Source organism: Bacillus sp. 1735sda2, assembly GCF_024159245.1.
Classification (GTDB): Bacteria; Bacillota; Bacilli; order Bacillales; family Bacillaceae; genus Bacillus; species Bacillus pumilus_O.
The window spans coordinates 2,120,399-2,132,839 of record NZ_JAMYWZ010000001.1; the positions used below are offsets into that span (position 1 = coordinate 2,120,399).

Sequence of the window (12,441 nt, forward strand, 5' to 3'; positions counted from 1 at the left end):
CAAAGAAAAAAAATGATGTATGAAATGGATACCTTACTGAGAACCGTATTTAAGCAGATCCGTTATGAGATTAACAGCCTGCTCGAAAACGAATTATCTCGGAATGAATTTCTCATTTTAAATCTGCTTCGTGAGCAAGGGGCAAAAAAAGTAACGGAATTTGCGTCCATTTTAGGAGTGTCAGCAAGCCATATCACAGCTGTAACCGACACACTTGTAGAAAAGGGCTGGATCACCCGTATCCGTTCTAAAGAGGATCGCCGCATCATCAAAATCCACTTAACCGATAAGGGTAAGGAAATTACTGAGCATTTTGAGAAAAAGAAAACAGAATACTTTATGGAGCGATTTGAATCATTCGACGACGAGGAACTAAAAACAATGATCAAATTATTTAAAAAGCTGGATAAAAGTCAAAAGGATTAAGCATAGAATTTAGCGCTCTGGACATGCTACAGATAAAAAGAGGTGGAATGAACCATGACGAGCCCTTATCTTTGTCCAAACTGTAAAACGAACAGAACGCGCTTTAATTTGATTGAGCAGCTTTCAGAACCTGTGAAGCTTGACCCTGCGACCGGAGCAGTTGTTGAAAGATACGAAGGAGAGCAGCTTTCTCCTTTTCACATGAGCTATCAAGGTCCACAAATAAAAGTTCAGTGCGGTGTTTGTGGCCTCATTGAGGATGAAAAAACGTTCATTAAGCTAGCTGAATATCATCAATATTCTTCTCCTTCTTAACATGCGGGCCTGACGGAAAACGTCAGGCTTTTTTCTATGTCCCATTTGCCTATACAGATCACCTTTTACATGCATACGCTACAAAAAACACCATCGTATAAGAAAGGAGGGATTGATAACATGCAGCAGCTCTTTTATCATAAATATCCATATCGTCCACTCGCTGCGGGATTCGAGCACCCTCAGAGCAGTCCTGCAAATAAAGCCTTTATTCGGCTCTTTCACGCTGCCCCAGATCTTAATGAGCTCGCTGTATATGTGAACCGAAATGAGGTCTTGAAAAAAATACCTTACAGCCAATTAACAGCTTATATGGAGTGGGATGAGGGAATGTATGAGATTGAAGTGTTCAAGCTAGCTACAAAACAAAGAGTTCTTCATTCTCGTATGATAATTAAGCGTGACGAGATTTACACTTTATGCATCACAGGTGCACATGCAGGTTTTGCGCTACTCACAGAGCGGCAAGACCCTTTGATTCAACATGAGGACCTTTCAGCCCTTACATTTGTCCATCTGTCTCCAGACCTTCCTTCCATTGATCTATATGAACGTGATCAAGGGATGTTGGCAAAGGAGCTTCACTATGTAAACAGCACTCACATTCATCATTTCTCTCCGAATAAATATCATTTTGAATTAAAAGCTGCCGGCACTCAAAGTATATTGCTTGATATTCCAAAAGTTCATCTGCAAGCTAATCGTGCATATCTCATTCTACTTCATGGTTTTGCTAACGGAGAGCCAGAGCTTATGGCGAAGGTAGTCTTGTCTCAGCAAATATAAAAAAGAGCCTTTTCCATAGAGGAAAGGCTCTTTTACGAGACATCTTCAGCTTTTTCTTGCTTTTGAAAATCAAAAGCAAGAATCATGATACCTAGAAATAATGCACAATAGGCAATATTTAAGTAAAACTGATCGATATTTTCTGCTCGTAAATCAGTGGCAGCTGTAATGCCAAAGTATGCAGCAAATAAAAACGACAGTAAACTAAAATATTGATAGACTCGCTTCATGATTTCACTCCTGACTCACTTTCTATTGCTTTGGATGATAATAGGAGAACTCAATTTCATCGTTCTCTAGATCAATTTTGTTCGCTTTCACATACATATCATTCGTCAGTGGCATTTCTGAAAGGCGCACTTCAACCGTTTTTTGATCCGGTTTCACATGAACGAATTCTGGCAGTTCATAGAACTGGCCCATGTAGCTTAGAACAAAACTAACCGGAATGCTTAATTGACCAATTGAAAGACCATCCACTTTCAAAAGCACATCACCATTATCTTCAACAGTTGGCGTAAATGAGACGTTTGCATCAATCGTCGAAGAGAAAGCTTTAATGGCGCCTGTTACTTTCACATCTTGATCGATCGCCACATGAAAGTCTGGCATATCACTTGACCCTTGATTTTTCAAATAATCATTGATAAAGCTAGTGAGTGATTCTTTTGAGCTAGATATATTAAAAGAATACTCGCTTTTCAATTCTTTCGTTGAAGCGGATTGACCGCCTGGCAGCAACATTAAAATACCGCAGGCAAGTACAATCAATAGATTGATTGCAAGTAAAATAAAAAATAAGCTTTTCCACTTTTTCATACGTTCACCCTATTCCTTCGGCAGTCCTTCTTTTTTCACTTTGGAGAATAATCGATTTGCCATAAGAGAGTACCCCTTTTGGTTTGGGTGGAAATCATCATCTGCCAGTAATTTTTCATCAGAATCTTCCTCAAATAAATCTGCTACGTTGATCATTTCAGCGTTGCCGTCTTTTTTTAGTTCTTTTTTGGCGACGGCATTCCAGTCTTTGACGACTTCATCAATGTCTTTCAGCTCAGTGAGACTGAATTTAAAAGGATTATACATGCTTACATACATGATCTTCGCATGGTCATTATGCTCTCTCAGTTGAGCAAGAATGGTTTTAAAGCGCTCCTCAAAAGGCCCCTGCTCTTTTTGAAAAGGAGCAAACGTCAAATTGAGTACATTTTGACGAACGACATGCATTAAATCATTGCCGCCGATCGTAAAGAAGATATAGTCAGCATCTTTCAGACCGTCTTGCACCTTTTTTTCTTTTAATCTTTTTAATAAATCTACCGTTCTACTGCCTTTAATGGCATAGTTTTTTAATGTGACAGATTGCACGCCATCCACCGCTTCTAGCTTATCACGGGTCATGCCTGCATATCCTTTTTTTTGTTGATCTCCGATTCCTTCTGTTAAGGAATCTCCAACCGCTGCGATGGTAATATGTTCTTTTACGTCTTGTGTGTCTTCTAGTTTATCCTTTATGCCAGCCTCTTGCGCGGAACATGCAGAAAGAACAAAAGCTAGAGACATCACAATCAAAATCAAACGAGCCTTCAAACGATGATGTCCCTCCTTTTTCTGATTAAAAAAGTGTATCATGTTTTTGCTCATTTGAACATCTTTATGCTAGCTTCGGATCAGCGTTTTGATGTCCTTGATGATGTCATCATATGGCGTGTTTTGTACACCATCATAATTTTTCATCACTTTTCCTTCTTGATCAACTAGAAAAAACAATGACTGATGAATCACTTGGTCTTCATCTTCAGGTTTCTTCACAATGGTTTTAAAGCTTTTCATTGCGAATTTTTCGATCGCAGACTGTGAATAGCCAGTGAGGAAATCCCAATTTTTAAAGGATAAAGGATATGCTTTTGCAAATTCTTTTAGCTTTTTCGGTGAATCTACCTCCGGGTCCACGCTAAAGGAAATGATACGTGCATCCAATTTTTCTTCTTTTAACCGTTTTTGCAGCTCTGTCATATGCGCGGTCATCGGCGGACAGATCGTTTCACAGCTTGTGAATATAAAATCTGCCACCCATACTTTCCCCTTCAAATCATCTAACGACACCTTTTGTCCATCCTGATTTTCATACTCAAACGGCTGTATTTGATAATTTAACGCATCTTTGATTTGTCCATTTGAACATGAGACTAAAAGAAGCACGCTTATGATCATAAGCGCACCAAGTGAGGCTCCCCTTTTGTTAAGCATGACACGTCCATCCCCTTTTTCAAATCAATCGGTATAAAAAGTAAAACCTATTGCGCCCTTTCCTGTGTGACACGAAATAATCGGTGTAGTGTAGGCGATGTCGACAAGAGCTTCAGGTGTATGATCAAGCAGCGCTGATTTGAGCTTTTCAGCGAGTTCTAATGCATCTGCATGCGCTATCCCAATGGCTTGAACTGTTTTTCCTTTCACCGCCTGTACATACTGTTTGGTTAAATAGCGGACAAGAGCAGAATAGCTTCTCACATTCGCTTCCGGCGTATATACCCCGTCTGTTAAGCTGGCAATTGGTTTGATGTGAAGAAGTGAGCCGATCAGCGCCTTCCCTCTTCCAATTCTTCCACCTTTCACGAGATTTTCTAATGTATCGATTGTGACAAATAGCTTTGTTTCAAGGCGGATTTTATCCATTTCTTTAATAATGTCTTCGCGGCTTGCACCATTTTGTGCAAGTTCGGCTGCTTTGGTGACTTGAAATCCTAATCCATAGGAAATAAAGTTTGAATCAATCACGGTAATGTTTCCGTCTACCATTTTCGAAGCGCTTTCAGCAGTTTGAACTGTACCACTCATTCCGCCCGTTAAATGGATACTAATGACTTCGCTTCCATCTGCCGTTAGCTTTTCATATAACTCGACGAATTGACCGATCGCAGGTTGAGACGTTTTCGGCAATTCTTCAGCGGCCTCCATTTTTTCAATAAATTCATCTGGCTGTATATTCACTCGGTCAATATAATCAACCCCAGAAATGGAGATATTGAGCGGAATCACGTGAATCGAAAGATCATTGATTTTTTCTTGCGGAAGGTCCACAGTAGAATCTGTTACAATTTTAATTTGTTTCACTATCGTCTCATCCTTGCTGTCTTAGTCTTTACATATGATATTACCTTATTTCACGCATAGTTGAAAACAACTGTCAGAACGTTTTTGAAATTGTCACATTTTCTTGGTTGCATGAAAAAAATCCTTGCCAAGCTGAGCAGCAGCCATTTCAAAACAGCCGCTCACTCCCTTTGACAAAGATTCCTTTTTACGCATTGTGTTTCAGTGTAGGCTCCTGATAGATCTGCTCATATGTGCTCCACTTGACGTTACGTTTCACATCCTCTCTGAAAGAGTACACAGCCCTCTTTCCTTTAGATACATAGACTTTTTTCAAGAAAGCTTCAAGTCTAAAGGTGAGCATGAAACAATGCGGCTCATCTCCCTTTAGTACAGGAACTTCTGTTACCTTGATCTGAGCTCCATCCATCCGTCTAAAACATATTGTTTTGAGCAGCACAAACGATCAATCCTCTTTTCCCATGTTCTGTTAAGCCTAAATAAATAGGTGGAATAAATCTTGATCTTTATTCACTTCAACATAATGGAATCCTTTTTTATTCATCCGTTCAATGAGCGCCGTATAGTCATCTCTTTCCTTCAATTCGATGCCAACAAGCGCAGGTCCTTTGCTTCGGTTATTCTTTTTCGTATATTCAAAGCGGGAAATATCATCATTTGGCCCTAATACTTCATCTAAAAATTCCCGAAGCGCACCTGCTCTTTGCGGAAAATTGACAATGAAATAATGTTGAAGCCCTTCATAAATCATCGACCGTTCTTTGATTTCTTGCATTCTGCCAATGTCATTATTTCCTCCACTGACAATACAGACAACATTTTTCCCTTTAATCTCCTCGCGGTGAGCATCAAGCGCTGCGATCGGAAGTGCACCTGCCGGCTCTGCTACAATCGCACATTGATTATAAAGCTCTAAAATGGTTGTACATACTTTCCCTTCAGGTACAAGACTAATTTTATCAACAACAGACTGTAGAGATGTAAACGTCTTTTCGCCAATCCGCTGAACCGCTGCTCCGTCTACAAACTTATCAATGGAATCAAGTGTCACAACCTTGCCCTTTTCATGGGAAGCATGGAGTGATGCTGCGCCAAGCGGTTCGACTGCGATGATTTCGGTTTCTGGGGCGATATTTTTAATATATGTACCCACTCCAGATAACAAACCTCCACCTCCAACACTTGCAAATAAAAAGTGAGGCTCCACTTCGATATCATTTAATATTTCTACAGCAGTCGTTCCTTGTCCTGCCATCACATCCAAATCATCAAACGGATGGATAAATTCACGCTTTTCTTCATCTCCGCATTTCACTGCTTCATGATATGAATCATCGAACGTATCTCCGGTTAAGATAATTTCAACATATTCTTTTCCGAAAAGCTCCACTTGAGATACTTTTTGCCTTGGTGTCGTAGCAGGCATAAAGATTTTTCCGTGGATACCTAGATATTTACAAGAATAGGCAACCCCTTGTGCGTGATTTCCTGCACTTGCGCAGACAATGCCGTTTTTTAGTTTATCTTTTGGAAGCTGGCTCATTTTATTAAAAGCGCCTCTTAATTTAAAGGAACGAACTACTTGAAGGTCCTCTCTTTTTAAGTAGACATTACATTCATATCGTTCAGAAAGTCGCTCATTTTTTTGAAGAGGTGTATGAATGACTACATCCTTCAAATTTTGATGGGCCTTTAAAATATCTTTCACTTGAATTAGCGTGTTTTCTTTGAGCAACGGTTTCATGTACAAGATCCTTTCTCTTTAACCTTATTTAATTTGTCATTATAACATGAATATTCAAAAAATAAACCAATAGATCATGGATCAAGTATAAATTTTATAAACTTTTTCGTTTCTCTGTACATTTGGTTTTATTGGGTGTTACAATTGAACCAATTAGAACCATAAAGAAAGGAATCACCCGATGACCACTCATTCGTTTACGTCTATATATGGAGAGCATCAAGAAATAAAGCGTGCCATTCACCTAGCAAAGCAATTCACAAAACACGAACAGCCAGTCTTGATCACAGGAGAAATCGGCACAGGCAAAACGCGATTTGCCTATGAAATTGCTCATGCATCGGCTTCAAACGCTTCACTGACACATCTATATTGTCCCATCCTAGATGAAGCTACGTTGCAGAAAGCCTTCACGGAAAAAACCCGTCAAATTCTTTATTTAGACGAAATTGCCTCATTAAGTATTCCAATGCAGCATCAGGTCATTCGTTTTCTAGAAATTTCTCCTGCAACAAAAATCATTGCCACTTCGTCTTTATCAATAGAGGCATTGAGGGTTTCATCTACCTTTTTACCTGAACTGTTTTATCGCTTAAATGTTTTCCATTTGCCTTTGCCGTCATTAGCAGATCGAAAAACAGACATTCCTGTGTTAACAACTGCTTTCTTTCAGGAGCTGAGCATGACACCTGATATTGATCCAAGTGTTTGGGAAACCTTGCAGGAGTATCCGTTTGAAGGAAACGTCCAGGAACTTAAAAATATCGTTCAATATGCTGCAGTCATTCTCGAGGGGCAAACGGTATTTTTACACCACCTGCCGCCCTTTGTGTTAACCCCTCTTTCACCAGAGGTAAAAGGAAAAAAGGAAGAACACCAGCTCACACTAATGGAAAAGCAAGAGTTTGTTTTCCTGCTAGAAGCTATTAAATCTCTCAATGAGAAAGGTGAAGCTGCTAGCAGGCGCATCTTGTCTGAGTTAAGCAAACAAGGCGACATCCCGCTGACCCCTCAGCAGGTGAGGAGCCGATTAGATGACCTTGAGAAAAAAGCATACGTGACGAAAGGAAAAGGCAGGGCCGGCACAAAGATTACACTTGAAGGTCTGTCATTCCTAAAGTCACTTGATGGTTATATACCGGTTCAATAAAAGGAGGACATCCATTGTTTACTGTAAAAGAAGAAATTGCAAACGCCATTACACATGGCATTGGTGTGATTTTATCCATTCCAGCCATTGTTTTTCTCGTGTTATTCGCTGTTCAATACGGCACTGTCACAGAGATCGTGAGCTTTTCAATATTTGGTGCATCCATGCTACTGCTCTATTTAAGCTCGACCTTGCTTCATAGCATTCGGCATAAAAAAACAAAAGATGTATTTGAAATTCTCGACCACTCGGCTATTTATGTATTGATCGCTGGTACATATACGCCCTTTTTACTCGGACCATTAAAAGGTGCACTCGGCTATACGCTTCTTGCGATTGTATGGGCTCTTGCTGCTGGCGGAATTGTCTTTAAAATCTTTTTCGTCAAACGGTTTATCATTGTGTCTACCCTCGTTTATTTATTAATGGGCTGGATGATTATCATTGCCATCAAACCACTTTACATTGGGTTAACAGGTCCAGGGTTTGGCCTCTTACTGTTAGGCGGTCTATTGTATTCGGTCGGAACGATCTTTTATATTTGGCGGAAAATCCCCTATCATCATGCGATTTGGCACAGCTTTGTTCTGGGCGGTAGTGCATCAATGTTCTTCTGCATTCTGTTCTACTGTGTGAACATTCCTGCTGCATGAAAAAAACCAGCATCCACTTCGGATGCTGGTTTTTCTATGCCCGCTTTTGGGCGTAATCGCTCATCATGACAGGTGCTTTAATATGAATATCAACATTCACAGGATGCAGTCTTTTTACGACTTTACCAGTTAATAGACGATCTGTTCCACTTGTTTCAATCGGTACAACCGGACAATCACAATCTTCAGCAAGTGCCTCTGCCATGTGGCGCTGTGCTTCTGAAAGCAATACACTCTGACCAGATAAGATTCTTTCCTTCGCTTCTTCTAATAAGGCATCGTCAGATTGATTCTGGCGAATAACCGCCATCTTTTTCAGCCATTGTTTTAAAATGGGATATCGAAAAAGATTCGGCTTTGCCATGAAAGCAAATGGTTTTTCAAGATGGCCAATTAATAATGTCATCGTAACTGGATTCAGTTCTTGCGTGATATAAATAACAGGCTCATCCGGCAGCTTCTTTTGCTGGTGAATGGTCATGACTGATCCTGACTGATCAATACAGCCTCGGGCAAACCTTTTCGCATGCTCATGTATGAGATGCATTCGTTTCGTATAGGAAATGCGCGGATCAGTTAATTCATGGGCATGCAAATGCCTCATACTTTTAAAAAAAGATACAACAACATAAATCGTTAAAAACCAATAACGAAACAACCGTACTCCTCCTACTCATTTATCCTTTTTTGTCATAAACGACAAATTCATAATTGTAGGGGTTCTTTTCGTCGCGATGGCCTTTTTCGCGTGATACAACAGTCCATTTGTTTTCATCGTAATGAGGAAAGTAGCGGTCTCCTTCAAACGCATGATGGATATGCGTGATATATAGACGATCCGCATATGGCATCATTTCTTCATACAGCTTAGACCCGCCAATGATAAATAATTCTGTCTCACCTTTTCCAATTGCCAAAATATCGGCAATGGAATGGACAACCTCGCATCCTTCTGCTTCAAAAGAAGAACTTGTTGTGAGCACGATATTACGGCGGTTAGGCAGCGCTCGTCCAATGGATTCATACGTTTTTCTGCCCATGACAATCGTATGGCCACCTGTGACCTTCTTAAAATATGCTAAATCAGCTGGTAAATGCCAAGGCATTTGATTATCTTGACCAATGACTCTGTCTTTTCCTGTCGCCACAATCATCGAAATCATACACTGACTTCTCCTTTAATGTGCGGATGCGGATCATAATTTTCAAGTACAAAATCATCGAACGTGAAATCAAAAATGCTCTTCACATCTCTTGTGATGCGAAGCTGCGGAAGCGCACGTTCCTCACGCTCTAGTTGCATGTTCACCTGAGGAAGATGATTCTGATAAATATGAGCATCCCCTAGCGTATGAACAAACTCTCCTGGCTCAAGATTTGTGACTTTGGCAATCATCATCGTAAGAAGAGCATATGAAGCAATATTAAATGGAACACCTAAAAAGATATCTGCCGATCTTTGATAAAGCTGGCAAGAAAGCTTTCCGTTTGATACGTAAAATTGAAACAGACAATGACATGGTGGCAGCGCCATTTGATCAATTTCACCCGGGTTCCAAGCGCTGACGATTAGTCTTCTTGAATTGGGATTATGCTCGATATCGTGGATCAGCTTTGTGATCTGATCCACAGTCTCACCGTCTCCACTAGCCCAAGATCGCCACTGCGCTCCGTACACACGGCCTAGTTCGCCATTTTCATCTGCCCATTCATTCCATATACGGACACCATTTTCCTGAAGGTATTTGACATTTGTATCACCTTTTAAAAACCAAAGCAACTCATGAATAATTGATTTCAGGTGCAATTTCTTTGTTGTTAAAAGTGGAAATCCTTCCTGCAAATCAAATCTCATCTGGTAACCGAACGTGCTGATTGTACCTGTTCCCGTTCTGTCACCTTTTTCATCCCCGTGCTGTAATACATGACGGCATAACTCTTTGTATTGTTTCATTTTTTTCATCCTTTATTTATGTTCTTGTTGTAGTTTACCTTATTTCTGCTTTTGTTTAAACCAAAAAAACACGCCTGCATGAGGAGCAGACATGTTTTTCTTTTTATACTTGATTCACCCGATCCTGCTCTTCGTCCTTAATATCTTGGTGTGAGTGAGCAATACGACTAGCTGCTGCTGCGGCAAGCGCAGCGACAAGGTCATCAAGGAAGGTATGCACTTCACCAGGGCGACCTTCATCTAATTCTCTGATAATACCGAATTTCTCTTTATCTAAATAACCGAAGTTGGTCAAACCGATTGATCCATATACATTGACAATGGAAAGCGGAATAATCTCATCAATTCCATAAAGCGGCTCATCTGTTTCAACTAAGTGCTGCAAAGGTTCTGGCAATAGCTTTTTTTCAGCCAGCTGATCAAGGGCAAGTCCTGTTAAAACCGCATGGACAATTTCCCTTTTATTCAACACTTTCTCAACATTTTCAATACAGACACTAAGTGGAAGGTTTGGATGATATTTTTCTTGAAGCTTTAGCACAATGTGTGCAATATCTTCAATTTTCACTCCACGTTCGTTTAACATTTGTTTTGTAATCTGCACCATTTCGTTCATTGTATACTTTTTCAATTGGCATGACATCTCCTTCTAGTGGCTCATCCAGCTCGGCGGGGTGTTTTTGTCCCAGTAAATATTACCGAGTTCATGATGCGTCTGGAATCCATCTTCTGCTGTATGGTAGTGAAAGTTAAACCAATATCCGCTGTGTGGCGGCTGATCTCTTCTCACATGGAAACGGAGCAAATCTTCTCCAGTCTTCCGGTTGTAGATGTGAAAGATTTTTTCACCATTTCCGCTTGAAGGCTGATCAGTTAACACAACATCTTGAAATTTTTCGTCATCTTTGAAATTTGTTAAAACATCGGTTAATACTTGTTCAATTTTCGGTTGAATCTCTTCTCTGTACTCGTCTTCAATGACAGGTGTGATTTTACGTCCGAATTTGAGAAAGGATTGATTTTCTGCACTTGATAGAACCTCTTCCTTATATTGCTCAAAGGGGTCTACCTGCTCTTCGCTTGCCTCTTGCGATCGTTCCCAGCTGCGCAATTCATCTGATGAATCATAAACCGCTGTATAAGGCGTTTTATCAGGTGAAGAAAGTTCAGATGGCTTGTCTGTCATCAAAGCCGACGGAGGAGAAACCAAACCAAAAGTTGCAATTGTAAAGAGCGCAACAAGCGTTTTTCTCATCCACATCTTCATGATATCTAATTCCTTCCATAAGTTATCATACTGCTATTCTAGCATATAATGAATTTTCAGTCATTCAATTTGGTCACTGATTTGAGACTTTCTTTTTCATAATAAAACGTTTACAATTACAGTGCAGGCAACTAAAATTTGGGAGGAATGGGTATGCTTGAAGGCTTTTTCGTCACAGCTTCCTTGCTAACACTGTTTTATTTTGTCTATATGGAGATTACGGATTAAAGCCCTTAGTAAGGGCTTTTTTCTTTCTCGATATACCCATAATGAAATTGGGCTGTTTTTCGTTTGATGACCTGAAATTGGTAAGAGTCCGCTTTAAATCGTGTGCTTTTCCAATGGTCTTTTAACACCACTCTTTTTCTTGCCACCCTCAACGCTTCAAGCACTGCTGCTTCATGATCAAAGTCGTGCTCTGCTGCATGACGTAGCGGCGCTATACTTGTAGATTCTTGAATCGTTTCCTCAAACATTGGGTCAAAATAGACGACATCAAATGAACCGTCAGGATACTTCTTTAGCTGCTCGATACTGTCTCCACTGATAACAGAAATCCGTTTCATCGCTTCATCTGCTTCCTCTATTCCCGTCTCCCACGTATTCAGTCCTTCTCGCACAAGTAAAGCCGTAATGGGATTCTTTTCAATACCGACGATCTTTCCCTCCCTGCCTACCGCAAAGCTTGCAGTAATCGAATCAGATCCTAAGCCAAGTGTGCAATCTAAAAAGGAATCGCCTGGCTTTAGCTGTGCTGCTTCAATTAAAGGATCCTTTTCTTCGCGCAAGAGCCGCTTCACCCTGAACATCGCTGAGCTTGGATGAAAGAAGAACTTTTCACCATTTGGCTGATACCATTCAAACCTTTCTTTCCCGACAACAAGGACATCTCCTCGTTTCAGCGCAAGCTGCTTGACAGATTGTTTGCGTCTTTCTACATACTCACCATGTAAATCTTCTGCAAGTGCCTTCGCTGTTTCAATCGTTTGTTCATTCGCTCTAAAGCTTGTAGTAATGAGCATATCGTTC

General features: G+C 40.4%; 18 protein-coding genes. 5 read left to right on the forward strand and 13 right to left on the reverse strand.

Annotated features, from left to right (window positions below):
- Positions 1–12: 12 nt before the first annotated feature.
- The 3 genes from NKR21_RS10860 to NKR21_RS10870 all read left to right on the forward strand — a co-directional run bounded on the left by NKR21_RS10860 (position 13) and on the right by NKR21_RS10870 (position 1,527).
- On the forward strand, positions 13–426 hold the full coding sequence (locus NKR21_RS10860; RefSeq protein ID WP_370339267.1) for a MarR family transcriptional regulator: 414 nt from the start codon (positions 13–15) through the stop codon (positions 424–426).
- A 54-nt stretch (positions 427–480) separates the two neighbouring features.
- Positions 481–741, forward strand: coding sequence for a hypothetical protein (locus NKR21_RS10865; protein WP_012010293.1), 261 nt, complete (start codon positions 481–483; stop codon positions 739–741).
- Positions 742–861: 120 nt separating this feature from the next.
- Positions 862–1,527, forward strand: a complete 666-nt coding sequence (locus tag NKR21_RS10870) for a DUF4397 domain-containing protein (RefSeq protein WP_144457546.1) — start codon at positions 862–864, stop codon at positions 1,525–1,527.
- Between the two features lie 32 nt (positions 1,528–1,559).
- On the opposite strand, the gene ypmT is transcribed toward NKR21_RS10870, so the two are convergent.
- The 7 genes from ypmT to ilvA all read right to left on the reverse strand — a co-directional run bounded on the left by ypmT (position 1,560) and on the right by ilvA (position 6,388).
- Positions 1,560–1,757, reverse strand: coding sequence for a protein YpmT (ypmT, locus tag NKR21_RS10875; protein WP_012010295.1), 198 nt, complete (start codon positions 1,755–1,757; stop codon positions 1,560–1,562).
- Positions 1,758–1,779: 22 nt separating this feature from the next.
- A complete protein-coding gene (locus tag NKR21_RS10880) occupies positions 1,780–2,346 on the reverse strand; it encodes a YpmS family protein (protein WP_012010296.1) in 567 nt (188 codons plus the stop codon).
- 9 nt (positions 2,347–2,355) lie between these two features.
- Positions 2,356–3,117, reverse strand: coding sequence for an SGNH/GDSL hydrolase family protein (locus NKR21_RS10885; RefSeq protein WP_012010297.1), 762 nt, complete (start codon positions 3,115–3,117; stop codon positions 2,356–2,358).
- Positions 3,118–3,186: 69 nt separating this feature from the next.
- The gene (locus NKR21_RS10890) at positions 3,187–3,777 is read right to left on the reverse strand and encodes an SCO family protein (RefSeq protein ID WP_088001637.1); all 591 of its coding nucleotides are present in this window, start codon (positions 3,775–3,777) and stop codon (positions 3,187–3,189) included.
- Positions 3,778–3,801: 24 nt separating this feature from the next.
- A complete protein-coding gene (locus tag NKR21_RS10895) occupies positions 3,802–4,644 on the reverse strand; it encodes a DegV family protein (RefSeq protein ID WP_012010299.1) in 843 nt (280 codons plus the stop codon).
- Positions 4,645–4,831: 187 nt separating this feature from the next.
- Positions 4,832–5,083: a YpmP family protein gene (locus NKR21_RS10900; RefSeq protein WP_012010300.1), complete on the reverse strand. Its 252-nt coding sequence runs from the start codon at positions 5,081–5,083 to the stop codon at positions 4,832–4,834.
- Positions 5,084–5,119: 36 nt separating this feature from the next.
- Positions 5,120–6,388, reverse strand: coding sequence for a threonine ammonia-lyase IlvA (gene ilvA / locus NKR21_RS10905; RefSeq protein WP_012010301.1), 1,269 nt, complete (start codon positions 6,386–6,388; stop codon positions 5,120–5,122).
- A 181-nt stretch (positions 6,389–6,569) separates the two neighbouring features.
- Here ilvA and NKR21_RS10910 point away from each other — a divergent pair, with 181 nt between their 5' ends.
- On the forward strand, positions 6,570–7,538 hold the full coding sequence (locus tag NKR21_RS10910; RefSeq protein WP_012010302.1) for a sigma 54-interacting transcriptional regulator: 969 nt from the start codon (positions 6,570–6,572) through the stop codon (positions 7,536–7,538).
- Positions 7,539–7,552: 14 nt separating this feature from the next.
- Positions 7,553–8,191 carry a PAQR family membrane homeostasis protein TrhA gene (gene trhA / locus NKR21_RS10915; RefSeq protein WP_012010303.1) on the forward strand — a complete coding sequence of 213 codons (639 nt, stop codon included), beginning with the start codon at positions 7,553–7,555 and terminating at the stop codon, positions 8,189–8,191.
- A 34-nt stretch (positions 8,192–8,225) separates the two neighbouring features.
- Here trhA and NKR21_RS10920 read toward each other — a convergent pair whose 3' ends face one another.
- From NKR21_RS10920 to NKR21_RS10945, 6 genes are all read right to left on the reverse strand, one after another.
- Positions 8,226–8,849, reverse strand: a complete 624-nt coding sequence (locus NKR21_RS10920; RefSeq protein WP_012010304.1) for a lysophospholipid acyltransferase family protein — start codon at positions 8,847–8,849, stop codon at positions 8,226–8,228.
- Positions 8,850–8,868: 19 nt separating this feature from the next.
- A complete protein-coding gene (locus tag NKR21_RS10925; RefSeq protein WP_012010305.1) occupies positions 8,869–9,354 on the reverse strand; it encodes a dihydrofolate reductase in 486 nt (161 codons plus the stop codon).
- Positions 9,351–10,145, reverse strand: coding sequence for a thymidylate synthase (locus tag NKR21_RS10930; protein WP_012010306.1), 795 nt, complete (start codon positions 10,143–10,145; stop codon positions 9,351–9,353). Before NKR21_RS10930 ends, NKR21_RS10925 begins: the two co-directional genes overlap by 4 nt.
- 103 nt (positions 10,146–10,248) lie before the next feature.
- Complete coding sequence (locus NKR21_RS10935) at positions 10,249–10,776, reverse strand: phosphatidylglycerophosphatase A family protein (protein ID WP_034660983.1); 528 nt, start codon at positions 10,774–10,776, stop codon at positions 10,249–10,251.
- An 18-nt stretch (positions 10,777–10,794) separates the two neighbouring features.
- Positions 10,795–11,412, reverse strand: coding sequence for a YpjP family protein (locus NKR21_RS10940; protein WP_012010308.1), 618 nt, complete (start codon positions 11,410–11,412; stop codon positions 10,795–10,797).
- Between the two features lie 233 nt (positions 11,413–11,645).
- Positions 11,646–12,434, reverse strand: coding sequence for a class I SAM-dependent methyltransferase (locus NKR21_RS10945; protein WP_144457548.1), 789 nt, complete (start codon positions 12,432–12,434; stop codon positions 11,646–11,648).
- Positions 12,435–12,441 lie beyond the last annotated feature (7 nt).

Excerpts from the sequence above, each read along its gene's own strand:
- NKR21_RS10860 (WP_370339267.1), top strand. The coding sequence starts at position 13 with ATGATGTATGAAATGGATACCTTACTGAGAACCGTATTTAAGCAGATC.
- NKR21_RS10865 (WP_012010293.1), top strand. The coding sequence starts at position 481 with ATGACGAGCCCTTATCTTTGTCCAAACTGTAAAACGAACAGAACGCGC.
- NKR21_RS10870 (WP_144457546.1), top strand. The coding sequence starts at position 862 with ATGCAGCAGCTCTTTTATCATAAATATCCATATCGTCCACTCGCTGCG.
- ypmT (WP_012010295.1), bottom strand. The coding sequence starts at position 1,757 with ATGAAGCGAGTCTATCAATATTTTAGTTTACTGTCGTTTTTATTTGCT.
- NKR21_RS10880 (WP_012010296.1), bottom strand. The coding sequence starts at position 2,346 with ATGAAAAAGTGGAAAAGCTTATTTTTTATTTTACTTGCAATCAATCTA.
- NKR21_RS10890 (WP_088001637.1), bottom strand. The coding sequence starts at position 3,777 with ATGCTTAACAAAAGGGGAGCCTCACTTGGTGCGCTTATGATCATAAGC.
- ilvA (WP_012010301.1), bottom strand. The coding sequence starts at position 6,388 with ATGAAACCGTTGCTCAAAGAAAACACGCTAATTCAAGTGAAAGATATT.
- NKR21_RS10910 (WP_012010302.1), top strand. The coding sequence starts at position 6,570 with ATGACCACTCATTCGTTTACGTCTATATATGGAGAGCATCAAGAAATA.
- NKR21_RS10925 (WP_012010305.1), bottom strand. The coding sequence starts at position 9,354 with ATGATTTCGATGATTGTGGCGACAGGAAAAGACAGAGTCATTGGTCAA.
- NKR21_RS10930 (WP_012010306.1), bottom strand. The coding sequence starts at position 10,145 with ATGAAACAATACAAAGAGTTATGCCGTCATGTATTACAGCACGGGGAT.
- NKR21_RS10940 (WP_012010308.1), bottom strand. The coding sequence starts at position 11,412 with ATGAAGATGTGGATGAGAAAAACGCTTGTTGCGCTCTTTACAATTGCA.
- NKR21_RS10945 (WP_144457548.1), bottom strand. The coding sequence starts at position 12,434 with ATGCTCATTACTACAAGCTTTAGAGCGAATGAACAAACGATTGAAACA.